The following is a 25,729-nucleotide window of genomic DNA, read 5'->3' as shown; positions in this document are numbered from 1 at the left end:
TGTCAACAGCGCCTTGATGAACCCTTAGTTCTATCTAAGGCTTGTTTCCTAGATTCAAATGGCTCTAGTTCCTCTATCTAATAGAAATAGCTAGGTCTGCTGGCCTAGCTTTTGGTTCAAAGTAGAGAAAGGAATATCATGGCAAATCATTTCCGTACGGATCGTGTGGGCATGGAAATCAAGCGTGAAGTCAATGAGATTTTGCAAAAGAAAGTCCGTGATCCGCGTGTCCAAGGTGTGACCATCACAGATGTTCAGATGCTGGGGGATTTGTCTGTTGCCAAGGTTTACTACACCATTTTGAGTAACCTTGCTTCGGATAACCAAAAAGCTCAAATCGGGCTTGAAAAAGCAACTGGTACCATCAAACGTGAACTTGGTCGCAATTTGAAATTGTACAAAATCCCAGATTTAACCTTCGTCAAAGACGAATCCATTGAATATGGAAACAAGATTGACGAAATGTTACGCAATCTGGATAAGAAATAAGAAAGGGGGGCAACCCTCTTTTTTGTTACTTTAAACATGATGATAGATTAATTAGCTGCCCTTCTTAAAAGTCGGTTAAAAAAATGTATAAATCTATAATAGTATGATATGATAAAGCTTAACTTGAATATAAAATGGAGATATAGATGGCTAAACAAGATATAGCTATAAAAGTTTTACAACAAGTTGTAAAGCTTCCTGTCGTGAAAGTAAATAGAGAAAAATTTTTAGTGGAGAAGTTCTCTAAAGAATTAGATAAGAAGGATATTGCCAAATTGTTAGAACAAGGTCCTCCTTCATTATTACCCCAAGAAACCTTAGATAGGGTAGCTAGGTCCTGCATAAAGGATAATGTTTTACGTGCAAGTGGAACATCTGTTCTAGCAGGTCTACCTGGAGGCCTTGCCATGGCAATCACCATTCCGACAGATGTAGCCCAGTTTTACGCTTTTTCGTTAAAACTAGCTCAGGAGCTAGGGTATATTTACGGATTTGATGATCTCTGGGCATCGCGCAATGAGTTAAGTGAAGATGCTAAAAACACACTTCTACTGTATCTCGGTGTGATGCTGGGAGTAAATGGCGCAGGTGCCCTGCTTCGATCAGGCGGTGTGACAGTAGCCAAGCAAGTCATAAAAGTAGTGAACAAGAAAGCCTTGACAAAAACTCTTTGGTATCCAATTTTAGAAAAAGTTTTGAAAATTTTTGGTGTCAATCTGACAAAAGGAGGCCTAGCTAAAGGGATGGGAAAAGTGATCCCTATCCTAGGTGGAGTCATTTCTGGTGGCTTAACCTTTGCGACCATGAAACCGATGGGAGAAAGATTGCAACAGGAATTGTCCAAGCTAGTCAACTACAATGAAGTGCAATATCAAAGAGACATTGATACTATCCGAAAAGAGGTCGAAATCATCGAAGGAGAGTAATATGGGATTCATTAAAATTCTAGCCAAGACTTACGGGAATTACTTTTTTGTGATGCAAAGCGTCAAAGTCCTGAAGAACATGAAAAAAGATGACAATGCTCTAGTAGGTTTCGGGAAAGTACTGCTTGCTGACAAGCTGATGGATGTAGCCCAGTGGCTCGCAAAACCAGATGATAAGGAATAACTTGAAATGAAAGAAACTAGCAGGAATTCCACTGCTAGTTTTTTAATCTCTTCCCATATGGTATAATATAAGCAGTAAAATCATTTTATACTCTTCGAAAATCTCTTCAAACCACGTCAGCTTCACCTTGCCGTACTTAAGTACAGCCTGCGGCTAGCTTCCTAGTTTGCTCTTTGATTTTCATTGAGTATTAGAACATACAATGGAGGTCGTCATGGACAATATCATCGATGTGTCAATACCCGTTGCAGAAGTGGTAGACAAGCACCCAGAAGTTTTGGAAATCCTAGTGGAGCTCGGTTTTAAACCACTTGCTAATCCCTTGATGCGCAATACAGTCGGTCGCAAAGTATCGCTTAAGCAGGGTTCTAAACTTGAAGGAACGCCTATGGACAAGATTGTCCGCACGCTAGAAGCGAACGGCTATGAAGTGATTGGATTAGACTAATGGCAGATGAACGGATTCATATCCTACGGGATATTTTGTTAGAATTGCACAATGGTGCCTCTCCTGAGTCAGTTCAGGAGCGTTTTGATGCGACCTTTACGGGTGTTTCAGCCATCGAGATTTCCCTCATGGAGCACGAGCTGATGAACTCAGACTCAGGTGTCACCTTTGAAGATGTCATGGAGCTCTGTGATGTCCATGCCAATCTTTTTAAAAACGCTGTTAAGGGCGTCGAAGTAGAGGACACCGAACACCCTGGCCATCCAGTTCGCGTCTTCAAGGATGAAAATCTGGCTCTCCGTGCAGCTTTGATTCGCATTCGGAGACTGTTGGATACCTATGAGTCTATGGAAGATGAGGAAATGCTGGCAGAGATGCGCAAGGGCTTGGTCCGTCAAATGGGGCTGTTGGGGCAATTTGACATCCATTATCAGCGCAAGGAAGAGCTCTTTTTTCCCATCATGGAGCGCTATGGTCACGATTCACCTCCTAAAGTTATGTGGGGGGTGGATGACCAGATTAGGGAACTCTTTCAAACAGCTCTAACGACGGCTAAGGCACTACCAGAAGTGTCGATTAACACTGTAAAGGAAGCTTTTGAAGCTTTTGCGACAGAGTTTGAAAGTATGATTTTCAAGGAAGAGTCCATCCTCCTCATGATTCTTCTTGAGTCCTTCACTCAGGATGATTGGATTCAGATTGCGGAGGAGAGCGATGCCTACGGCTATGCCATCATCCGTCCGTCAGAGAAATGGGTGCCAGAACGTCAGAGTTTCGTTGAGGAAAAAAGTGCAGAAGAGCCCGTACAACTAGACACGGCTGAAGGTCAAGTTCAGCAAGTTATCGATACACCAGAAGGACAGTTCACCATTACCTTTACCCCTAAGGAAAAGGAAGCAGTGTTGGATCGTCATAGTCAACAGGCTTTTGGAAATGGCTATCTCTCCGTCGAGCAGGCTAACCTCATCCTCAATCATCTCCCTATGGAGATTACCTTTGTCAATAAAGACGATATTTTCCAGTATTACAATGACAATGCGCCAGCTGATGAGATGATTTTCAAACGGACGCCGTCCCAAGTCGGGCGCAATGTCGAACTTTGCCATCCGCCTAAGTATTTGGACAAGGTAAAGACCATCATGAAGGGGCTTCGTGAAGGAGTCAAGGACAAGTATGAAATGTGGTTCAAGTCTGAGTCGCGAGGCAAGTTTGTCCACATCACCTACGCTGCGGTACACGATGAAAACGGAGAATTTCAAGGCGTGTTGGAGTATGTTCAGGATATTCAGCCCTACCGAGAGATTGATACGGACTATTTCCGTGGATTAGAATAAGGAGAATCAATGAGTTACGAACAGGAATTTATGAAGGAATTTGAAGCTTGGGTCAATACCCAGATCATGATCAACGACATGGCACACAAGGAAAGTCAAAAAGTCTACGAAGAAGACCAAGACGAGCGTGCCAAAGATGCCATGATTCGCTACGAAAGTCGCTTGGATGCTTATCAGTTTTTGCTTGGTAAGTTTGAAAATTTCAAGGCGGGCAAGGGATTTCATGATCTGCCAGAGGGATTGTTTGGCGAACGGAATTACTAATCATTGCAAATCAAAAAGTGCGTATGAACGCACTTTTTCTATTTATACGTGATGCGTGTGTTTGGTAATCCATTGTTCCATTTTGATATGCAACCAGAATGAATAGATGCCCAAGGTGATGATGGTGAGCAAGAACCACTTGATCCAGTTCCCGAATAATTGAGAACCAGTTCCGTCAAAATAAAGGCGACGTCCATCGATGACAGTATGCTTAACCTTCCAGTTTTGCATCATGCAAACTGCCCAAGGCGTAGCGATTCCAACAGTAAAGCCCATGATAAGCATGGCTAGGATAGCATGTCCAACGTAGCTCAAAAGACCGCCGTCAAAGTAACTTTCGTTATTCATATCGTTCTCCTTATCAGCTTTTTACGTGAATCAGTCTTGCACATTACTGCATATTTTATCAAGAAGTCGAATCATTGTCAAATTAGATTGAAAGAGAAAACGGCTAGATTTTTAAGGGGAATCTTATTTCCTTTCTTGATTTTTTCCAAAAATCTTGATAGAATATCTTTATTAAATCCTTGTCAGAGCAGGGATTTTTTATTGAAAGGATTTTATCATGTCAAAGAAACTCCAACGTAAAAAACAATTGCGAAATAGCCTTCGTCGCTCAGGTGCATTTTCAAGTACGGTGACCAAAGTTGTCGAAGAGACCAAGAAAGTTGTGAAACATGCAGAAAAATCTGCCAGCCAAGCAGGAAAAGTTGTCTCTAAAAAAGTGGAACAAGCAGTAGAAGCGACTAAAGAGCAAGCTCAAAAAGTAGCCAATTCAGTAGAAGATTTCGCAGCTACTTTGGGTGGCCTCTCAGTAGATCGTGCTAAGACTTTCTATGATGAAGGCATCAAGTCGGCTGCTGACTTTAAAAACTGGACTGAAAAAGAACTCCTTGCCTTGAAAGGAATCGGTCCAGCTACCATTAAGAAATTAAAAGAACACGGCATCAGTTTCAAGTAATTTTTCTTGTCCCTTGCATTTCCGTCAAAAACTTGCTACAATAAAGCCATTAGAGGTGTTTTGAATCCCACATTTTACAGAAAGTGGCGGTGCTGAGAAGTCCACAAATGTGTCAAAACTGGTTGCTGATGGATAAAAAATGAAATAATATTGTCTTTTTGTTTTAAAGACGAGAGTTGCGGGCTCTGCCCGAAATTGGGTGGTACCGCGGATAAACACATTCGTCCCTGTCATGTAGATGGCAGGGGCGATTTTTTGTAGAAAGCGAGGTAGAAGGATGACAAGAGCAGAGTTGCCAGAACGTTTAGAAACCGAACGGCTAGTCTTACGAGTCCGTACCGTGGCTGATGTTGTGGATATCTTTGACTATGCCAGTAGGCCAGAAGTTTCCTACCCAGCAGGCTTTCCGCCCGTCAAGAGCTTGGAAGATGAGATTTATTATCTGGAGCATATTCTGCCCGAGCGTAATGAAAAGAACAATCTCCCAGCGGGCTATGGAATTGTCGCTAAAGGAACCGATAAGGTCATAGGCTCTGTTGATTTCCCTCGTCGTCACGAGGATGATGTCTTGGAGATTGGCTATATCTTACATCCAGACTATTGGGGTTTAGGTTATATTCCAGAGGCGGCACGTGCCTTGATTGACCTAGCTTTTAAAGAACTTGCTCTTCACAAGATTGAACTGACTTGCTTTGGGTATAACCTTCAAAGTCAACGAGTTGCAGAGAAACTTGGCTTTACCCTCGAAGCTCGCATCCGAGATCGTAAAGATGCCCAAGGCAATCGCTGTGATGATTTGAGATACGGCTTGCTGAGGAGTGAGTGGGAGAGTTTTTAATGAGTAAGATATATTCTTGTTTTTATATGCTTTAAGGGAGACATGATGAGAAGTAGTCATAATCAAATATTAGATGCTTGGATTACAGTAGAACAATTATCAGAAGGGAATATTGAAAAAAGTGATTCTAAGTATAAGATTTTTCAAGGTGATGATTATCAATCAATATTAAAAGATTTTTTTAAACGTCAAAAATTAAAATCCAGTTCAGGGATTGCTGTTTATTGTGGAATTTTCCCTTTTCGAAAAATTATTGAAGTGTTAAGAGGCAAATACAATTTAAAGGCGACGGAGGAAGAATTGGGAAGAGCTTCTTATAAATTTACTTTTGCTCTATACTTTGATAAAGATTTGAAGTTCTTAGCTGATAAGTTTTTTTTAACCATGAGTGGGCAAATTTTCAAAAATGGGGAATTGCCTAAAGATTTCTTAATAGCAGAAAATGAGCTTCGAGAACAATTAGGTCAGGAGTTTCTTGATGGAGAGTTCAACGAAGTTTTTAGTAAACTTCTCAAAAAGTATGAGATTTCACCAAGTGATTGCAGATATTATTTTGTTAAGAATTTTGATGACGAAATAAATTTACATTCATTTTTTCTAAAGGATTTGAAATATGCAAAATCAATTTATAATGAAAATCTCAATAGTTATTTGTCAGGATTCGATTCTGTAAGGGTCAATTTGGACAGCAATAAAGAATCATCTTATTTTAATCCCAAAGATTTAGAAACAATACTTGAACCGAAAAATTATCCATTAGGAAGATTTCCTAGTAACCCTAGATATGCTCTTTCTATGATGCAACAAGTAGCTGTAAATCTAGCTTCAAATGCGGATGAGGAGGTGAGAAGTGTCAATGGACCTCCGGGGACTGGTAAAACGACACTTTTAAAAGACATTTTTGCAGATTTAGTAACGGAACAGGCTAGAATTATTAGTGAATTATCGGCTCCTAAACTTAAAGGGAATCTAGTTTATCATGACAATCCTTATCTTATTGCAAAATTACCAAAAGAAATTGCAGATAAAGGAATCGTAGTTGCAAGTTCTAACAATGGAGCTGTTAAAAATATTGTTAATGAATTACCCCAAAGAAAAGAAATCTATCAGAAATCAAATTGGTTAGATGAATTAAAGAAAATTAATTATTTTGCTGAAATCAGTAATGATTTATTGTTAGAAGATGAAGATGTTTCTAACGACAAAAAACATTGGGGATTATTTTCGATAGAAGGTGGAAAAAAACAGAATAGAGACCGTCTGCAAAATGTTTTAAAAGCAATACGACAAGAATTGAATTCGGATAAATTTCAATCGAATCCATCAGTATACGAAGAGTTTAAAATTCAATATCAGAAGCTGTTTGATAAAAGAGAAAAGATGCAAGAGAAAGCGGATAAGATTCGATTTTATGTAAGATCGAAAAATGCTTACCAGCAGTTTGAGGTAGAGTTTCATCAGGATGATGCTCAAAGACGTTCAGAACTATCTAAAATACGGGATAAATATACTCAATTAGAAAATAGTAAAAAGAAAATAGAAACTGAGCTGTCTGAACGCGAGCATCTTATTTCTGTGTCAAATGTTAACAAACAGATTGCAGTACAAGATATTGAGTCAATTAAATTAAATGCTCCACGCTTCTTATGGTTTAAAAGACTTTTCACACCATCGAAATTAGATACTTATTTAATGAGATTGAATCAAGCAAATGAAAGTCTAAAAGCAGAAATGAAGAAGATATATGATGAAAGCCAATATTGCTACAGTTTGCAAAAAGAGATTGAAAAGTATGAATTTGAATTAAATCAACTGAGTCAAAGACAACAGAAGTATAATGAATGGAAATCTAAACAAGAGGATGAATTAATTCGCCATCAGGAAAAGTGTTTAAAATTACAATCTGAACTTGCTACATGTACAGTTAATAAGTTGAATTTTTCCGTTCCGTATGAAGAGCTGCAAGTATCAAATTTTTGGTTTGATGATGCCTATCGAGAAGAGCAGAGTCGTTTGTTTATTAAAGCACTTGCAGTTAGGAAACAATTTATATATGACAATCAAAAGCATTTTGAAAAAGCGTTATGGATTTGGGAGAAACCTCAAAACTATTCAATGAGAGATAATGCTAGTGATTTATATAAAACTTCATGGGATTGGATTAATTTCACTGTTCCAGTTATTAGTACAACTTTTGCAAGCTTTAATTCCATGTTTTGGTGTTTGCCTGAAAATAGTATCGGTAATGTATTTATTGATGAAGCTGGTCAGGCATTACCTCAAGCAAGTGTGGGGGCTATTTTTAGAAGTAAGCATATTATGGCTGTTGGGGATCCTTCTCAAATACAACCAGTACAGACTATGGATAAAAATATTTTAGGATTTTTAGCACAGCATCACAAGATAGCCTCTAAATATCTTGTATCATCAACGCAAGAATTGATGGATTCTGCTAGTAGATATGGTTTTAAAAAACAAGATGGGACATGGATAGGACTTCCTCTCTGGGTTCATCGTCGTTCTAGTGATCCGATGTTCAGTATTTCCAATAAAATTTCTTATGATAATTTAATGGTTCAAGGAAAGGAAGAAGCTCGAGGTATGGGAGAATGGTTTGACGTTGGTGGAGATGCTAAGGATAAATTTGTTCCTGAGCAAGCTGATTATTTGAAAGAAGAGTTGCAGAAAAGATATGAGGAATTTGATGATATTTATGTCATTACTCCTTTTAAAAATGTATCGGTTCAACTAGCAAAAGAACTAGATAAAATCGGTTTCACAAAGCGGGAAAATGGAAAACCTATAAATGTAGGGACGGTACATACTTTCCAAGGAAAAGAAAATAAGATTGTATATTTTGTGCTTGGAGCAGATAATATGAGTGAGGGGGCTGCTCGCTGGGCTGTCTCTGAGCCCAATATTTTAAACGTTGCAGCGACTAGAGCTAAAGAAGAGTTTTATATTATTGGGAATAAATCTCTTTACAAAGCCACACAGAGCCCTATTATAAGAGATACTATTGACATTTTAGATGCTTATCAAAGTAGCTTAGAAATTAACTAGAAAGGACACACACATGTCTAAAGAACTTTCACCTAAATACAATCCAGCCGAGGTTGAGGCTGGTCGTTATCAAAAATGGCTTGATGCGGATGTTTTCAAGCCTTCAGGCGATCAAAAGGCTAAGCCTTATTCGATCGTCATTCCACCACCAAACGTAACTGGGAAACTCCACCTTGGTCACGCTTGGGACACTACTCTTCAGGATATCATCATCCGTCAAAAACGAATGCAAGGTTTTGACACCCTTTGGCTTCCTGGTATGGACCACGCTGGTATTGCCACTCAAGCTAAGGTTGAGGAGCGCTTGCGTGGTGAAGGCATTTCCCGTTATGACCTTGGTCGTGAAAAATTCCTCGAGAAAGTCTGGGAATGGAAAGACGAATATGCCACTACCATCAAGGAACAATGGGGCAAGATGGGGCTCTCTGTAGACTACTCTCGTGAGCGTTTCACCCTTGATGAAGGTTTGTCAAAAGCGGTTCGCAAGGTCTTTGTGGACCTTTATAAGAAAGGCTGGATCTTCCGTGGTGAGTTTATTATCAACTGGGACCCAGCAGCTCGCACAGCCCTTTCGGATATTGAAGTGATCCACAAGGATGTCGAAGGTGCCTTCTACCACATGAACTACATGCTAGAAGACGGCTCACGCGCCCTTGAAGTGGCGACAACTCGTCCGGAGACTATGTTTGGGGACGTTGCCGTTGCGGTCAATCCAGAAGACCCACGCTACAAGGACTTGATCGGTAAAAACGTCGTCCTTCCAATCGCTAATAAATTGATCCCAATCGTTGGAGATGAGCACGCAGATCCTGAGTTTGGTACTGGTGTTGTAAAAATCACACCTGCTCACGATCCAAACGACTTCTTGGTTGGTCAACGTCATAACTTGCCACAAGTCAACGTTATGAACGACGATGGAACCATGAATGACTTGGCCTTCGAATTTGCAGGCATGGACCGTTTCGAAGCTCGTAAGGCAGTCGTGGCTAAGTTGGAAGAAATCGGTGCCCTCGTTAAAATCGAAAAACGTGTCCACAGTGTTGGTCACTCAGAGCGTACAGGTGTTGTGGTTGAGCCACGCTTGTCTACTCAATGGTTCGTCAAGATGGACCAATTGGCTAAGAATGCCATTGCCAACCAAGACACAGAGGACAAGGTAGAATTCTACCCACCTCGTTTCAACGATACCTTCCTTCAATGGATGGAAAATGTTCACGACTGGGTTATCTCTCGTCAGCTCTGGTGGGGTCACCAAATCCCTGCTTGGTACAATGCTGAGGGTGAAATATATGTCGGCGAAGAAGCTCCAGAAGGTGACGGTTGGACTCAGGACGAAGACGTCTTGGATACGTGGTTCAGTTCGGCTCTTTGGCCATTCTCTACCATGGGCTGGCCGGATGTCGACTCAGAAGACTTTAAACGTTATTATCCAACATCAACTTTGGTGACTGGTTATGATATTATTCCGTTCTGGGTGTCTCGGATGATTTTCCAAGGTTTGGAATTTACTGGCAAGTCGCCATTCAAAAATGCCTTGATTCATGGTCTCATTCGTGATGAGCAAGGACGCAAGATGTCGAAATCTCTCGGTAACGGGATTGATCCAATGGATGTTATTGATAAGTACGGAACAGATAGCCTTCGTTGGTTCCTTTCAAACGGTTCTGCCCCTGGTCAAGACGTGCGCTTTTCTTACGAGAAAATGGATGCTTCATGGAACTTCATTAACAAGATCTGGAACATCTCTCGCTACATCCTCATGAACAATGAAGGTTTGACCCTTGAGCAAGCAACTGCTAATGTGGAAAAAGTTGTTAACAAGGAAGCTGGAAATGTCACTGACCGCTGGATTCTCCACAACCTCAATGAAACTATCGGAAAAGTCACTGAAAACTTTGATAAGTTTGAGTTTGGTGTAGCTGGGCACATCCTCTATAACTTCATCTGGGATGAATTTGCGGACTGGTACGTTGAATTGACCAAGGAAGTCCTTTACAGCGATAATGAAGAAGAGAAAGTCATCACACGTTCTGTTCTCCTTTATACTTTGGACAAGATTCTTCGTCTCCTTCACCCAATCATGCCTTTCGTGACAGAGGAAATCTTTGGACAAATCTCAGAGGGCTCTATCGTCACAGCGGAATACCCAACTGTCAACCCAGCCTTTGAAGACCTTGCTGCCCACACAGGTGTCGAAAGCCTCAAAGACTTGATCCGCGCCGTTCGTAATGCGCGTGCGGAAGTAAACGTTTCACCAAGCAAGCCAATCACAATCCTTGTTAAGACAAGCGATAGCAACTTGGAAGCCTTCTTTAACAGCAATGTCAACTACATCAAACGCTTCACAAATCCAGAACACTTGGAAATCGCGTCAACCATCCCTGCACCTGAACTGGCTATGTCAAGCGTCATCACAGGAGCAGAAATCTACCTGCCTCTTGCAGATCTCCTCAATGTCGAAGAAGAACTAGCTCGTCTCGACAAGGAACTCGCTAAATGGCAAAAAGAACTGGATATGGTCGGTAAAAAGCTCTCTAACGAGCGCTTCGTAGCCAATGCCAAACCAGAAGTCGTCCAAAAAGAACGCGACAAACAAGCCGACTATCAAGCGAAATACGACGCGACCGTCGCACGTATTGATGAGATGAAGAAGTTGGTGAAATAAACACAGAAACACGGTGGCATGCCGTGTTTTTTTGTTATAATAGTGTTAAATATACATTAAAGGAGAGGTAGATTTATGCCTTATGAAATAGGTGGAAGAGCAGATAAATTAGGTAATAAATATGAGTTCAATTGGATTGTTTTGAAATTTATTGATATTATAGCTGAAAAAATAGATGCTATAAAAATTGAACCAATTGGTCCCGAAGCTGATCGTGTGGATGTTTTAGTAAAATATAGAAATGGGAGTAAGGAGGCACAGCAATGCAAAGGAAGAAATGCTAGTAAAGAAACTTGGTCTCTTGCGGATTTAAATCAAAGAGGAATTCTTAATAGTTGGAGGAGACATTTAGAAAGGGATCCACAAGTAAAGGTTTCATTAGTTAGTCCACTACCGTTTACAAGTTTCTCCGATTTGATTTATAGGGCTAAAACCAATGATGATGATCAGTATTTCATTGAATATCAGGTTCAGACATCTCCAGTAGTTAGTAGCTTGTTGAACGATTATATTAAATATTTAGGATTTTCTAAGGAGAAAGACATTCGAAAAATTATAAATTTTTTAAGTAGAACTGTGATTAGACAAGAGCCATATCCAGAAAATGAAGAATTTATTAAAGATAAGGTTAGTCAATATTTTATTGGTGATGCTGCTAGCATAAAGTCAAAATTCATTAATTTAATTTTACAAGGTGAAATTTATGGAAGATGGTTTTCATTTCAGGATTTGGAGAAATTTATTAAAAATGAGAAAATTGAATTCAGAAATTTAGCACGTGATGATAGGATAATACCTAGAATAAATATTTTAAATGATGAGTATAAAAATAGCTTTAAAACATTGGATTCCGGTCTAAAAATTCGCACACAATTTGATGAATGTAAGAAATATATTCAAGAAGGAAAATCAATTATCATTCACGGGAAAGCTGGGAATGGTAAAAGTGGTTTAACAGAAAATATTATTGATTGGTGTAATAAAAGTAATATTTTACACTTAGATTTAAAACTAGATTGTTATATTCCTGAGGGTACAGCACAAGGATGGGGGGAGAAATTAGGATTTCCTGCTAGCATCAGTTATTGTTTGAACGCTTTTTCTAAAGAGGATAATGCTGTTCTTATATTAGATCAACTAGATGCATTAAGATGGACAGCAAAAAATTCTAAAAGTTCACTTACGACTTGTTTGGAGTTGATTCGAGAGATACAGAACCTCAATTCGGAAAGAGAAAATAAAATCTCAATTATTTTTGTTTGCAGAACTTATGATTTAGAAAATGATGACGGAATTAAGGCGTTATTTGAAAATAAATCGAAAGATGAAACTGAATCTTGGCATAAAGTTGAAGTTAATGAATTATTGGAAAATGAGGTTGAGGAAATTTTAGGAAGTAAATACCATAGCTTTCCAAATAAATTAAAACAGTTACTAAGAACTCCTAGCAATCTCTATATATGGGAACAAATTAATAACAAAGAGGAGTACTATCAAATAACAAGTACATATAATCTAGTAGATAAATGGTGGAGAGATTTATTAGAGAAGTGTCACGATGCTAGCCTCATTGAAGATAATCTGAGTGATTTAAAAGAAAAATTTGTAAAACTATTTACGGATACAGGTGAAACTGTATTTAGCAAGAGAAGACTACTGGGTAATGAGAGGGCTTTGCGTTATCTAACCAGTCAAGGGATGCTAACAGAACGTTCCAACAAAGTTTCTTTTGTTCATCAGTCATTCCTAGACTGTTTTGTTGCAGAGCGAATGATTCTTGATTACTATACTAATTCTGATGTAAACGACATTCTTGGAAATAAAACACAACAGAATCCAACAAGACGTTATCAATTTCAGATTTTTCTTCAATCATTATTAGAGGAATCAGAAAAAGATTTTTTAAATTTTGGGACTAGATTAATAAAGAGTGATAATGTCAGGTTTAATTTCAAATATGTTTTCTTTGAAATCTTAGGAAGTATTCAAGAACCATCTAAAAAGATTTTAAATTATATAGCAGAGCTGATTCAAGAAACAGAGTATAGAAATCATTTGTGTCAAACGGTAATTAGTAGTCGTCAATTATATGTGAATTTTTTAGTGGAAGAGGGTATTTTAAAAAAGTGGTTAGATGAGAATAGAATATTAGTAATTAATTTAATAAGTAGTATCTCTCCAAATTACACAACTGAAAGTATTAAATTTATCAAATTATCTATAGCAAATTCTGATGATAAAAATGAGTGGCGGGGCTGTTTCTTTAATGATTATCATAATGATTCAGAAGAATTTTTTAAGGTAAGATTGCATTATTGGAAATCTTATCTAAAAGAACCAGATTTGTTTGACGACTTCTATAAAAATATAAACGCATATACAATTAAGATTATATGTTTATTTCTTGACAAATTTCAAGGCTCTGATAATAGTAATAGATTTTATAGTGAATCAAAGGAATTCGACGAAGATTCGCATAATTACATAGATAAAAATTGTATACAAATCGTCAAAATATTATTGCCTTATCTTAAAAAGTATTCCGAGAATAATTCTACTAAATACAATCCAACCCTGAAAGAACGCGATAGATTACAAAGATATTACCTTCATTTATTAAATGAAACCAATAAATGTCTAATTTCGAAATATCCTGAGATTTTTTTTGAAATTTATAGTAGTTATATGGGAAATGGTGATTATCTCTATAATGAAGTTATTTTAGATGCAATGTATCACTTGCCTACGAATTATTTTAATACTTGTGTTGAATATTTACTGGCTGATTTTGATAAAACACTCTTTGAAAAATCTCAAGGCCATTCAAGCAAATTATTTTTAGCCAAACGGTTGATTTCAAAAGTTTCACAGAGCTGTTCGTTAGAAATGTATAATAAACTTGAAGAACAAATTATTCATTATGTTTCACCTGAGGCTAAACAAAGACTAGCAAGAAGAATTGAAAGAAATAAATCTCAAGATGATTACAGGGTTTATTGGTCATTTTGGGGAAGTTTACAATTTGAATTACTATCAGTTTTACCGAAAGAAAGGATAAGTAAAGAAGCTATCGAATTATTAAAGGTATTAGAACGATCTAATAGTTTTTCTGATTCTTTTTATGACCCACACTGTGGAAGTGTAGTTTCTCCATTACAAGGTAAGAATATTTCTGCTAAATCTTGGAGAAATATTCTCATCAGCCCAAAAGGTGAGACAAAATGTAGATGGAATAGTGAGAGAAACATATTTATTGAGTCTTCTCCTAGAGAATTGGCTACTGATTTTAGAAGTACTGTTTCTAAAAATCCTAAAGAGTACGTTTCTTTATTTTTAAACTTATCGTCTAATCATAAAATCAATGAACATTATATAGATGGTCTACTGGGGGGGATTGTAGACTTAGAAAAAATTCCAGATACTATTTTAAGTGATCTTGAATTCATACTATTAAATTTTGTAAATGAAAATAATTGGGAGAATCTTTATTATTTTTTCCGAGTCATAGAGAAACACGCAAACATAGAATGGTCCGAGAAAGTTTTGGAAAGGCTTAATTATTATCTTAAGAAAACTGATTTAGATGCTCTTGATAAATTTAACGAGAATCAAACTATGGAAAATTATTTACAACAGTCATACTCAAATTTAAGAGGTCATGGAATACATGCTTTAACAAAACTAATAGAAAATTCACCAACAAACATTTCGTACTTCAAAAATACTATCATTTCACTTGCTAATGATAAGACTGATTACATACGCTTAAATGCTATTTTTCTTCTGTATATAATTTTGGATTTAGATAAGGATTTTGCTAGAGAGTTATTTAGAGGGATTTTTACGGATGAAAAGATGTTAGCTCATTGGCATAGTAACTACATTTTGTATAGACTATACGAAGATGAGAAAGAACAAATTCAATGTCTATTGCAGTTAGCTTTTGATTCAAAAGATACATTACTTGTAAAAAATGCTTCATGCCTGATTACAGAAATTTACTTAAATAAAGGAGATATGGAATCAACTGTATATAGTGGAAGTGGACTTCAAGTAGAAGGTATTTGTCAGATGGCTATTAATTATTTAAAGGAAAAGAACCATGAAGACAAATCAAAGAAGATTATACTGAGTTATTTAGGTAAGAATGTTACAAATTTAGAAAACATTTTACCACAACTATTCAGGGATGATTTATTAGATATTAAAGAAGATAAGGATTTAATATTTAATCTACTAACTTCTGAATATAGAGATAAATTATATTATTTTTTTTTAGAATCTCTTGAAAAACAAGAATCAATTTCAGAATATGAAAACATCATTTTTGAAACAGTATGCAATATTGTGAGTAAAACTAATAAATTGAAATTAGAACCATATTATTATAGACGAATAGAAGAATATCTTTCTAGATTGATGATGCAACTTTACGATAAACATATGGGGGACGATATTGCTGATAGGTGTTTAGATATTATTGATCAAATGTTTGAAAATGAGCTCGGCAGCTCACGAACTCTGATTGAAGAATTGATGAATAAATAACAAAATTTTATAAGAAATTGATTGTAAGAGATTGAATTATTATGAGTCTTAGAAAGAATTAGTTAAACATAATGTAATGTATTCTTTTCAAGAGTTAGTCTTTTTACATATAAAAGCTAAAGTAAAAGATATAGATTTCTCTCCCTTAACCTTTGACTATTCCGCAAAATTATCGTACAATAAAGAGTACATGATAAAATGAGGTCAGAGTCTGTTTGCTCTGGCGATAGTAGTAAAAATGAGGAGAAACGCTTTGGAATTAGAAGTATTTGCTGGGCAAGAAAAAAGTGAACTATCTATGATTGAGGTAGCGCGTGCTATCTTGGAACTTCGTGGTCGCGATCATGAGATGCATTTTAGCGATCTTGTAAACGAAATTCAAAACTACCTTGGAACATCAAACAGCGATATCCGCGAAGCTTTGCCTTTGTTCTACACAGAGTTGAACTTTGACGGTAGCTTCATCTCACTTGGAGACAACAAATGGGGGCTTCGTTCATGGTATGGTGTGGACGAGATTGACGAAGAAATCATCGCTCTTGAAGAAAATGACGACGATGAAGTAGCACCAAAAGCTAAGAAGAAACGTGTCAATGCCTTCATGGATGGTGATTCAGATGCTATTGACTACAATGCAGATGATCCAGAAGACGAAGACGCATACGAAGCAGATCCAGCTCTTTCATACGATGATGAAAATCCAGATGATGAGAAAAATGAAGTGGAAGCTTACGATGCAGAAATCAACGAAATTGCTCCTGATGACTTGGGTGAAGACGTGGATCTCAACGAAGAAGACGATGAGTTTTCTGACGATGACGCTGAAACGAGTGAAGAAGAGTAAAAGACTTCACAGAGGAGATCGTAAGATCTCCTTTTTTATTCCTTGAGCAGGTCATCCGTTTGAATGCGGATCTTTAATTTGTTTTCTGAAAGTAATCTTCTCATTTTCATGTTTTACCAATTCGGGTTGACAAATGTTCTGCTTTAAGGTATTATATTGTTCGGGCACCTCTTTTAGAGGTCGGGGCTCCCTAGTTACTAGGGAGCTATTTTTATTTTTTCAGGAAGTTTTTCTTGAAAAGTCGTGATTCATAAGGATCTTGTTTTCTATCTCCCCTCGTAGTTAACAAGGCCTTGAGCATTTTAGAAAGAGGAATCTATGTCTACGAAATATATTTTTGTAACTGGTGGTGTAGTATCGTCTATTGGGAAAGGGATTGTGGCAGCAAGTCTGGGCCGTCTCTTGAAAAATCGTGGTCTAAAAGTAACCATTCAAAAGTTTGACCCTTATATCAATATCGATCCTGGAACTATGAGTCCTTACCAGCACGGGGAAGTTTTTGTGACAGATGACGGAGCTGAGACAGATTTGGACTTGGGGCACTATGAACGTTTCATCGATATCAATCTTAACAAATATTCCAACGTGACAACTGGTAAAATTTACAGTGAAGTTCTTCGTAAGGAACGCCGTGGAGAATACCTTGGGGTAACTGTTCAAGTCATTCCTCATATCACAGATGCTTTGAAAGAAAAAATCAAGCGTGCCGCTCTAACGACTGACTCTGATGTCATTATCACAGAGGTTGGTGGAACCGTTGGAGATATCGAATCCTTGCCATTCCTAGAGGCCCTCCGTCAGATGAAGGCAGATGTGGGGGCAGATAACGTCATGTACATCCATACAACCTTGCTTCCATATCTCAAGGCTGCTGGTGAGATGAAGACCAAACCGACTCAGCATTCTGTAAAAGAATTGCGTGGTTTGGGAATTCAGCCAAATATGTTGGTTATTCGTACGGAGAAACCAGCTGGTCAGGGAATTAAAAATAAACTAGCTCAGTTTTGTGACGTGGCTCCAGAAGCTGTTATCGAGTCTTTGGATGTTGAACACCTTTACCAAATTCCATTGAACTTGCAGGCACAAGGCATGGACCAAATTGTTTGTGACCATTTGAAATTAGACGCACCAGCAGCGGATATGACAGAGTGGTCAGCTATGGTGGACAAGGTCATGAACCTGAAAAAACAAGTTAAGATTTCCCTCGTTGGTAAGTATGTGGAGTTGCAAGATGCCTACATCTCTGTGGTCGAAGCCTTGAAACACTCTGGTTATGCCAACGACGCAGAAGTGAAGATTAATTGGGTCAATGCCAATGATGTGACAGCAGAAAATGTGGCAGAGCTCTTGTCGGATGCGGACGGAATCATCGTACCAGGAGGTTTTGGCCAACGTGGTACGGAAGGGAAAATCCAAGCCATCCGTTATGCGCGTGAAAATGATGTTCCAATGTTGGGTGTCTGCTTGGGAATGCAGTTGACTTGTATCGAGTTTGCTCGTCACGTTTTAGGGCTTGAAGGTGCCAATTCTGCAGAACTTGCACCAGATACAAAATACCCTATCATTGATATCATGCGTGACCAGGTTGATATTGAGGATATGGGAGGAACCCTTCGTTTGGGACTTTACCCATCTAAGTTGAAACGTGGCTCTAAGGCAGCGGCTGCTTATCATAATCAAGAAGTGGTGCAACGCCGTCACCGTCACCGTTATGAGTTTAACAACGCCTTTCGTGAACAGTTTGAGGCAGCAGGTTTTGTCTTTTCAGGAGTTTCACCTGATAATCGTTTGGTCGAAATTGTGGAAATTCCTGAGAATAAATTCTTTGTGGCTTGTCAGTATCACCCTGAACTTTCCAGCCGTCCAAATCGTCCAGAAGAACTCTACACTACCTTTGTCACTGCAGCGGTTGAAAATAGTAACTAGTTATCTTCTAATCTCTGAGAATAATCTCAGAGTTTTTTTAATTGCCTTGCTCCTATACGTCTTCCCTATTTGTCCTAGAGCCCTTTTTGTGTTACAATGAATGGTATGAAAGCTAAGAAATTATGGATGACTGGCTTGACTGTGGCTGGTCTAAGTGCCCTTGCTTTGGGGGCTAAAAAAGCAGCAGATAATCACAAGCTCATGAAGACTCAGGAAGAGTTGACCGCTATCGTGCGCGAACTTTTCTCAGATATGGGTGAGATTGCGACTCTCTATGTTCAAGTCTACGAAAGTAGCCTTGAGCGACTTGTCGGAGGAGTCATTTTCGAGGATGGCCGTCATTATACCTTTGTCTATGAAAATGAAGATCTGGTCTATGAGGAGGGAGTTTTATGATTACTCCCAATAGTATAGAAGAACTAGCAGGTTTTGTCGAGCAGGATGGCAAGAAGGTCTTTCTTTTTGTGGCGGACTGGTGTGGCGATTGTCGTTATATCTATCCATCCTTGCCAGAGATTGAGGAGACCAATCCAGAGTTCACCTTTATTCGAGTGGACCGTGACCAGTACATGGATCTAGCCAAACTCTGGGTTGTGTACGGGATTCCTAGCCTTGTTGTGCTAGAAAAGGACAAGGAAATCGGCCGATTTGTCAATCGCGACCGTAAAAGCAAGCAACAAATTAACGACTTTTTAGCAGAACTGAAATAGGAGAAAAGGAAAGAATGATTTTTACATATAATAAAGAGCATGTTGGCGATGTCCTTATGATCATCGTGAAAAACAGCGGAGATGCCAAACTGGACGTGGAGCGCAAAGGCAAAGTAGCCCGTGTTTTCCTCAAAGAAAATGGAGAAACAGTGGCTTGGAATATTTTCGAAGTTTCAAGTTTGTTTGAAATTGCAGAGCGCGGTCAAGTCTTGTTGACAGATGAGCAAGTCGCTCGTTTAAACCAAGAGTTGCAGACGGAAGGATTTACAGAAGAAATTGTCAATGACAAAGAACCTAAGTTTGTTGTCGGTGAGATTATCGAGATGGTAGCTCACCCAGATAGTGACCACCTCAACATCTGCCAAGTGGCCGTTGCAAGTGACAAGACAGTGCAAATCGTTGCAGGGGCTCCCAATGCGCGTGTTGGGTTGAAAACAATTGTAGCTCTTCCTGGAGCGATGATGCCAAAAGGTAATCTCATTTTTCCAGGCGAACTTCGTGGTGAAAAGAGTTTTGGTATGATGTGCAGCCCTCGTGAACTTGCCTTGCCAAATGCTCCGCAAAAACGTGGGGTTATTGAATTATCAGAAGACCAAGTTGTTGGAACTCCATTTGACCCAGCTAAACACTGGACGGCCTAGGAAATTGTCGGTATTTGATATACCAGATAGAGGGGGATAAGATGGCGAAAAATGTAGTGATTACAGGAGCGACCTCAGGAATCGGTGAAGCGATTGCGCGTGCTTATCTGGAGCAGGGGGAGAATGTCGTTCTAACAGGGCGACGGACAGACAGACTAGAGGCCCTCAAGTCAGAGTTTGCAGAAACGTTTCCAAATCAAACAGTTTGGACCTTTCCACTGGATGTCACGGATATGACCATGGTGAAGACTGTCTGCTCCGATATTTTGGAAACGATAGGTCAGATTGATATCTTGGTCAATAACGCTGGACTAGCTCTTGGCTTGGCTCCCTATCAAGACTATGAAGAGTTGGATATGCTGACCATGTTAGATACCAATGTCAAGGGGTTGATGGCAGTCACTCGCTGTTTCTTGCCTTCTATGGTAAAAGTCAATCAGGGGCATATTATCAATATGGGATCGACCGCAGGAATTTATGCCTATGCTGGGGCAGCAGTTTATTCAGCTACCAAGGCAGCAGTTAAGACTTTTTCAGATGGCCTGCGAATTGATACCATCGCAACGGATATCAAGGTGACCACCATTCAGCCAGGGATTGTCGAAACAGATTTCTCTACAGTTCGTTTCCACGGTGACAAAGAGCGTGCTGCAACCGTCTATCAGGGAATTGAGGCCCTGCAAGCTCAGGATATTGCAGATGCAGTGGTCTATGTGACCAGTCAGCCTCGTCGTGTGCAGATTACAGATATGACCATTATGGCCAATCAACAGGCGACAGGTTTCATGGTGCATAAAAAATAAAAAATTTCTTCGAAAAGTTACAAATTTCTGTAACTTTTTTTGATTCCCTGCGAATAGATAAGTAGGAGGAAGAAAATATGTATAATAAAGTTATCATGATCGGGCGCTTGACGTCTACACCAGAATTGCACAAAACCAACAACGACAAGTCAGTGGCGCGAGCAACGATCGCTGTGAACCGTCGTTACAAAGACCAAAACGGGGAACGTGAAGCTGACTTTGTCAATCTTGTTCTTTGGGGGAAATTGGCTGAAACCTTGGCAAGCTACGCAACTAAAGGTAGTCTTATCTCTGTGGATGGAGAACTTCGTACCCGTCGCTTTGAGAAAAATGGCCAGATGAACTATGTGACTGAAGTCCTTGCCACAGGATTCCAACTTTTGGAAAGCCGCGCCCAACGTGCTATGCGTGAAAATAACGCAGGACAGGATTTGGCAGATTTGGTCTTGGAAGAGGAAGAATTGCCATTTTAATACTCTTCGAAAATCTCTTCAAACCATGTCAGCTTCACCTTGCCGTGGGTATAGGTAACTGACTTGGTCAGTCTTATCTACAACCTCAAAACAGTGCTTTGAGCAACCTGCGGCTAGCTTCCTAGTTTGATCTTTGATTTTCATTGAGTATAAACATTGAAAAGTCTGAGTTGGTCTCAGGCTTTTTATCTTGCCAAAGTCAGACTTTTTTCTTGACTATTTCTGACCAAGTGATACAATAGAACTATGAATTAGCACTCATATATAAAGAGTGCTAATAATATGTAGTTTATCATGGAGGAAAACAGATGTTGAAACCATTAGGAGACCGTGTGGTCTTGAAAATCGAAGAAAAAGAACAAACTGTTGGAGGCTTTGTCCTTGCAGGCTCAGCCCAAGAAAAAACAAAAACAGCCCAAGTTGTAGCTACTGGACAAGGTGTTCGTACCTTGAATGGTGACTTGGTTGCTCCAAGCGTTAAGCCTGGAGACCGTGTCTTAGTTGAAGCTCATGCAGGTATTGATGTCAAAGATGGCGATGAAAAGTACATCATCGTTGGCGAAGCTAACATTTTGGCTATCATTGAAGAATAGAAGGAGAAAGTAAGTATGTCAAAAGAAATTAAATTTTCATCTGATGCTCGTTCAGCGATGGTCCGTGGTGTCGATATCCTAGCAGACACTGTTAAAGTAACCTTAGGACCAAAAGGTCGGAATGTCGTTCTTGAAAAATCATTTGGTTCACCATTGATTACCAATGATGGTGTTACTATTGCCAAAGAAATTGAATTAGAAGACCATTTTGAAAATATGGGTGCCAAATTGGTATCAGAAGTAGCTTCAAAGACCAATGATATCGCAGGTGACGGAACGACAACTGCAACAGTCTTGACTCAAGCTATCGTCCGCGAAGGAATCAAAAACGTCACTGCAGGTGCCAATCCAATCGGCATTCGTCGAGGGATTGAAGCAGCGGTTGCCGCAGCTGTAGAAGCCTTGAAAAACAATGCCATCCCTGTTGCCAATAAAGAAGCCATCGCTCAGGTTGCCGCTGTATCTTCTCGTTCTGAAAAAGTCGGCGAATACATCTCTGAAGCTATGGAAAAAGTTGGTAAAGACGGTGTTATCACCATTGAAGAGTCACGTGGTATGGAAACAGAACTTGAAGTCGTAGAAGGAATGCAGTTTGACCGTGGTTATCTATCACAGTACATGGTGACAGATAGCGAAAAAATGGTGGCGGACCTTGAAAATCCATACATTTTGATTACTGATAAGAAGATTTCCAATATTCAAGAAATCTTGCCACTTCTAGAAAGCATTCTCCAAAGCAATCGTCCACTCTTGATTATTGCGGATGATGTAGATGGTGAAGCTCTTCCGACTCTTGTATTGAACAAGATTCGTGGAACCTTCAATGTCGTAGCTGTTAAAGCACCTGGCTTTGGTGACCGTCGTAAGGCTATGATAGAAGACATCGCTATCTTGACAGGCGGAACAGTCATCACAGAAGATCTTGGTCTTGAGTTGAAAGACGCTACTATTGAGGCGCTTGGTCAAGCTGCTAGAGTAACTGTGGACAAAGATAGCACTGTTATCGTAGAAGGTGCTGGAAATCCTGAAGCTATTTCTCACCGTGTTGCAGTTATCAAGTCTCAAATTGAAACTACAACATCTGAATTTGACCGCGAAAAATTGCAAGAACGCTTGGCAAAATTGTCAGGTGGTGTCGCAGTGATCAAGGTCGGTGCTGCAACTGAAACTGAGTTGAAAGAAATGAAACTCCGCATTGAAGATGCCCTTAACGCTACTCGTGCAGCCGTGGAAGAAGGAATCGTTGCAGGTGGTGGAACAGCTCTTGTAAATGTCATCCCAGCTGTTGCTGATTTGGAATTGACAGGAGATGAAGCGACAGGACGCAATATTGTTCTCCGTGCCTTAGAAGAACCAGTTCGTCAAATCGCCCACAATGCAGGATTCGAAGGTTCTATTGTTATTGACCGTTTGAAGAATGCTGAAGTTGGCACAGGCTTCAACGCAGCAACAGGCGAGTGGGTCAACATGATTGAAGAGGGAATCATTGACCCAGTTAAGGTTAGTCGTTCTGCCCTTCAAAATGCAGCATCTGTAGCCAGCTTGATTTTGACTACAGAAGCAGTCGTAGCCAATAAACCAGAACCAGTAGCCCCAGCTCCAGCAATGGATCCAAGCATGATGGGCGGGATGATGTAAAAGCAACTTATAAAAACCATAAAAGGAGGGAACATAATCCCTCCTTTTATGGTTTTCTCTTCTAAAATTGATTTGAGCTCTCCTAACTTATATGATAAAATAAGACTAGAAAAAGGAGAAGAACATGATTGATGTAGAAGAAATTCTGAGCAAGATGAATCCCAATCAGAAGATTAATTATGACCGTGTTATGCAAAAAATGGTTCAAGTTTGGGAGAAAAATGAGCAACGTCCCACTATTCTCATGCATGTTTGCTGTGCTCCTTGTAGTACCTACACCCTAGAATACCTGACCAAATACGCGGATGTGACCATCTATTTTGCCAATTCCAATATCCATCCCAAGGCAGAATACCACAAGCGAGCTTACGTCACCAAGAAATTTGTCAGTGATTTCAATGAGCGAACAGGCAATACAGTCCAGTACCTAGAAGCTCCCTATGAACCCAATGAATACCGGAAGTTAGTCAGAGGACTGGAAGAAGAACCTGAAGGTGGTGACCGTTGCAAGGTTTGTTTTGACTACCGTCTGGATAAAACAGCACAGGTAGCTATGGACTTGGGCTTTGACTACTTTGGTTCAGCTTTGACCATCAGTCCTCATAAGAATTCTCAAACCATCAACAGCATCGGAATTGATGTGCAAAAGATTTACACCACCCACTATCTTCCAAGTGATTTCAAGAAAAATCAAGGCTACAAGCGCTCGGTGGAGATGTGCGAGGAGTATGATATCTATCGTCAATGTTATTGTGGATGCGTCTATGCAGCTCAAGCCCAGAACATTGACCTTGTTCAGATTAAGAAGGATGCCACGGCTTTCCTGTTAGATAAGGATGTTGAAAAAGACTATTCTCATATCAAGTTTACTGTCACTAAATTAGATATATAGCAATTAACCCAGCTTCCAGGCTGGGTTTTTCAAATAAAAAACCAGGGCTCTCACCCCGGTTTGACAACTTTACCGATTCTTTAGTTCTATGTAGCGTTTGTACCAAATGTTGACATAGGCCTCTGAGAAAGGACCGCGTCCATTGTTGATCCAATCAACAAGGATTTTAACATGTTCTTTCAAAATATAGTCTAAATCATCAGAATACTTCATTTTGCGTTTATGGCGCTCATACTCTTCAACGTCCAAGAGACGCTTTTCACCATCAGTGAAAACCTTGACATCCAAATCATAATCAATGTATTTCAGGGCTTCCTCATCTAGATAGTAGGGGCTGGCCATATTGCAATAGTAGGAAATCCCATTATCACGAATCATGGCAATGATATTAAACCAATATTTTTTGTGAAAGTAAACAATAGCCGGTTCTCGAGTCACCCAACGACGACCGTCACTTTCGGTAACAAGTGTGTGGTCGTTGACGCCAATAATAGCGTTCTCTGTTGTTTTTAGTACCATGGTGTCCCGCCAAGTACGGTGAAGACTCCCATCATGCTTATAACTTTGAATTGTAATAAAGTCGCCTTCTTTTGGAAGTTTCATAACTAACCAACTTTCTACAATTTATAAGTTTATCATCTACTATTATATCATAAATTGGTCTAATTTTTTTGAATTTTACCTGAAAATGTTAAAGATATTCTCTGAGAGCGCTCGCTATATCCGAAAAATCATAGCCTTTTCGAGCTAAAACTTGGGTTAAACGCTGTTTAAGTTCGTATCCTTCATACTTTCGAGCATATTTAGAATATTGTTTATCCAGTTCTTTAAAAATGAGCTCTTGAGTCGTTTCTTGATCAACTTGACTATCCAAGTCGTCAAAGGCATTCTTAGCATCAGAATAGGAGAAGCCTTTGTTCGTCAAGTTTTGGATAATCTTATCTTGCAAGGCACGAGCGGGAAGCTTTCCCGTGTATTTTTTTAGAAGTTTCTCCGCCACACGTTGAGCAACCTCCGAAAAATCAAAATCCTTTAAAACATCTTCAATAGTTGCTTTGGCAATCCCTTTTTGAGACAGTTTTTGAGCTAGCACATAGGGTCCCTTATCTCCAGAAAGTTGATTTGCATTGATGATAGAATAGGCATACTGACGATCATTAATCCAGTTATCTTCTTTAAGATTAGCGATAACTTGACTAGTGATTGTTTCATCAATATCATACTTTTTCAGATACTCTCTCACTTCCTTTTCGGTTCGAGCTTTAAATGATAGATGGTAGAGGGCGAGATTCTTACCATAAGAAAACTGAGCAAAGCCCTGAATCTCGGTCAATTCTTCAGTGCTAACCACCTTATCTTTAGACAACATAAAACGGACAATGGTATCTTCCGTGATATAAGAGGTTTGCTGTCCATCTAACTCCATCAAGTAGAGACGTTTTTTCTTTTCAAGTTTTGTGATTTTCATAGTTCTATTATACCCTAAAAT

24 protein-coding genes are annotated in these 25,729 nt (G+C 39.2%); 21 read left to right on the top strand and 3 right to left on the bottom strand.

Annotation, left to right across the window (positions count from 1 at the left end; translation table 11 throughout):
• The first annotated feature begins 138 nt into the window (after positions 1-138).
• The 6 genes from rbfA to P8P68_RS05075 all read left to right on the top strand — a co-directional run bounded on the left by rbfA (position 139) and on the right by P8P68_RS05075 (position 3,645).
• Positions 139-489, top strand: coding sequence for a 30S ribosome-binding factor RbfA (rbfA, locus tag P8P68_RS05100; RefSeq protein ID WP_278275708.1), 351 nt, complete (start codon positions 139-141; stop codon positions 487-489).
• Positions 490-635: 146 nt separating this feature from the next.
• Positions 636-1,415, top strand: a complete 780-nt coding sequence (locus P8P68_RS05095; protein WP_278275707.1) for a hypothetical protein — start codon at positions 636-638, stop codon at positions 1,413-1,415.
• A gap of 1 nt (position 1,416) precedes the next feature.
• Positions 1,417-1,599 carry a hypothetical protein gene (locus P8P68_RS05090; RefSeq protein ID WP_000505781.1) on the top strand — a complete coding sequence of 61 codons (183 nt, stop codon included), beginning with the start codon at positions 1,417-1,419 and terminating at the stop codon, positions 1,597-1,599.
• Positions 1,600-1,813: 214 nt separating this feature from the next.
• Complete coding sequence (locus P8P68_RS05085) at positions 1,814-2,047, top strand: DUF1858 domain-containing protein (RefSeq protein WP_000368739.1); 234 nt, start codon at positions 1,814-1,816, stop codon at positions 2,045-2,047.
• Positions 2,047-3,381 (top strand): DUF438 domain-containing protein, encoded by a 1,335-nt coding sequence (locus tag P8P68_RS05080; protein ID WP_278275706.1) that lies wholly within the window; start codon positions 2,047-2,049, stop codon positions 3,379-3,381. The genes P8P68_RS05085 and P8P68_RS05080 overlap by 1 nt, the downstream gene beginning before the upstream one ends.
• 9 nt (positions 3,382-3,390) lie before the next feature.
• Positions 3,391-3,645 carry a DUF1912 family protein gene (locus P8P68_RS05075; RefSeq protein WP_000119707.1) on the top strand — a complete coding sequence of 85 codons (255 nt, stop codon included), beginning with the start codon at positions 3,391-3,393 and terminating at the stop codon, positions 3,643-3,645.
• 42 nt (positions 3,646-3,687) lie between these two features.
• Here the strand turns inward: P8P68_RS05075 and P8P68_RS05070 are convergent, their stop codons facing one another.
• A complete protein-coding gene (locus tag P8P68_RS05070; RefSeq protein WP_001058555.1) occupies positions 3,688-3,993 on the bottom strand; it encodes a DUF898 family protein in 306 nt (101 codons plus the stop codon).
• Positions 3,994-4,210: 217 nt separating this feature from the next.
• On the opposite strand from P8P68_RS05070, the gene P8P68_RS05065 reads away from it, so the two are divergent.
• From P8P68_RS05065 to P8P68_RS04995, 15 genes are all read left to right on the top strand, one after another.
• Positions 4,211-4,606 (top strand): helix-hairpin-helix domain-containing protein, encoded by a 396-nt coding sequence (locus P8P68_RS05065; protein WP_000038702.1) that lies wholly within the window; start codon positions 4,211-4,213, stop codon positions 4,604-4,606.
• A gap of 277 nt (positions 4,607-4,883) precedes the next feature.
• A complete protein-coding gene (locus P8P68_RS05060) occupies positions 4,884-5,444 on the top strand; it encodes a GNAT family protein (protein WP_070683792.1) in 561 nt (186 codons plus the stop codon).
• 45 nt (positions 5,445-5,489) lie between these two features.
• The gene (locus tag P8P68_RS05055; RefSeq protein ID WP_278275705.1) at positions 5,490-8,507 is read left to right on the top strand and encodes an AAA domain-containing protein; all 3,018 of its coding nucleotides are present in this window, start codon (positions 5,490-5,492) and stop codon (positions 8,505-8,507) included.
• A gap of 13 nt (positions 8,508-8,520) precedes the next feature.
• Positions 8,521-11,172 (top strand): valine--tRNA ligase, encoded by a 2,652-nt coding sequence (locus P8P68_RS05050; RefSeq protein WP_278275704.1) that lies wholly within the window; start codon positions 8,521-8,523, stop codon positions 11,170-11,172.
• Between the two features lie 75 nt (positions 11,173-11,247).
• Entirely contained in the window at positions 11,248-15,720 is a 4,473-nt protein-coding gene (locus P8P68_RS05045; RefSeq protein WP_278275703.1) for a hypothetical protein, read from the top strand.
• A gap of 253 nt (positions 15,721-15,973) precedes the next feature.
• Positions 15,974-16,564, top strand: a complete 591-nt coding sequence (rpoE, locus tag P8P68_RS05040) for a DNA-directed RNA polymerase subunit delta (RefSeq protein ID WP_000418407.1) — start codon at positions 15,974-15,976, stop codon at positions 16,562-16,564.
• Between the two features lie 318 nt (positions 16,565-16,882).
• Positions 16,883-18,490, top strand: a complete 1,608-nt coding sequence (locus tag P8P68_RS05035; protein WP_278275702.1) for a CTP synthase — start codon at positions 16,883-16,885, stop codon at positions 18,488-18,490.
• Between the two features lie 96 nt (positions 18,491-18,586).
• Positions 18,587-18,886: a DUF4651 domain-containing protein gene (locus P8P68_RS05030; RefSeq protein ID WP_278275701.1), complete on the top strand. Its 300-nt coding sequence runs from the start codon at positions 18,587-18,589 to the stop codon at positions 18,884-18,886.
• Positions 18,883-19,200, top strand: coding sequence for a thioredoxin family protein (locus P8P68_RS05025; protein WP_278275700.1), 318 nt, complete (start codon positions 18,883-18,885; stop codon positions 19,198-19,200). Before P8P68_RS05030 ends, P8P68_RS05025 begins: the two co-directional genes overlap by 4 nt.
• A gap of 14 nt (positions 19,201-19,214) precedes the next feature.
• A complete protein-coding gene (gene ytpR, locus P8P68_RS05020; protein ID WP_278275699.1) occupies positions 19,215-19,841 on the top strand; it encodes a YtpR family tRNA-binding protein in 627 nt (208 codons plus the stop codon).
• Positions 19,842-19,882: 41 nt separating this feature from the next.
• On the top strand, positions 19,883-20,644 hold the full coding sequence (locus P8P68_RS05015) for an SDR family NAD(P)-dependent oxidoreductase (RefSeq protein ID WP_278275698.1): 762 nt from the start codon (positions 19,883-19,885) through the stop codon (positions 20,642-20,644).
• A 77-nt stretch (positions 20,645-20,721) separates the two neighbouring features.
• A complete protein-coding gene (locus P8P68_RS05010) occupies positions 20,722-21,117 on the top strand; it encodes a single-stranded DNA-binding protein (RefSeq protein WP_000282459.1) in 396 nt (131 codons plus the stop codon).
• A 308-nt stretch (positions 21,118-21,425) separates the two neighbouring features.
• Positions 21,426-21,710: a co-chaperone GroES gene (groES, locus tag P8P68_RS05005; RefSeq protein WP_000917326.1), complete on the top strand. Its 285-nt coding sequence runs from the start codon at positions 21,426-21,428 to the stop codon at positions 21,708-21,710.
• A 15-nt stretch (positions 21,711-21,725) separates the two neighbouring features.
• Entirely contained in the window at positions 21,726-23,348 is a 1,623-nt protein-coding gene (gene groL / locus P8P68_RS05000) for a chaperonin GroEL (RefSeq protein ID WP_278275697.1), read from the top strand.
• A 124-nt stretch (positions 23,349-23,472) separates the two neighbouring features.
• Positions 23,473-24,240, top strand: a complete 768-nt coding sequence (locus P8P68_RS04995; RefSeq protein ID WP_000567566.1) for an epoxyqueuosine reductase QueH — start codon at positions 23,473-23,475, stop codon at positions 24,238-24,240.
• 69 nt (positions 24,241-24,309) lie between these two features.
• On the opposite strand, the gene P8P68_RS04990 is transcribed toward P8P68_RS04995, so the two are convergent.
• Positions 24,310-24,843, bottom strand: coding sequence for a DUF402 domain-containing protein (locus P8P68_RS04990; RefSeq protein ID WP_000775318.1), 534 nt, complete (start codon positions 24,841-24,843; stop codon positions 24,310-24,312).
• A gap of 88 nt (positions 24,844-24,931) precedes the next feature.
• Positions 24,932-25,708: a recombination regulator RecX gene (gene recX, locus P8P68_RS04985; protein ID WP_248026848.1), complete on the bottom strand. Its 777-nt coding sequence runs from the start codon at positions 25,706-25,708 to the stop codon at positions 24,932-24,934.
• Between the last annotated feature and the right edge of the window lie 21 nt (positions 25,709-25,729).

It is taken from the genome of Streptococcus sp. D7B5 (assembly GCF_029691405.1).
In the GTDB taxonomy this organism is placed as follows: Bacteria; Bacillota; Bacilli; order Lactobacillales; family Streptococcaceae; genus Streptococcus.
Note: the sequence above shows the minus strand (reverse complement) of the source record. Positions and strands in the feature narration are given on the sequence as shown.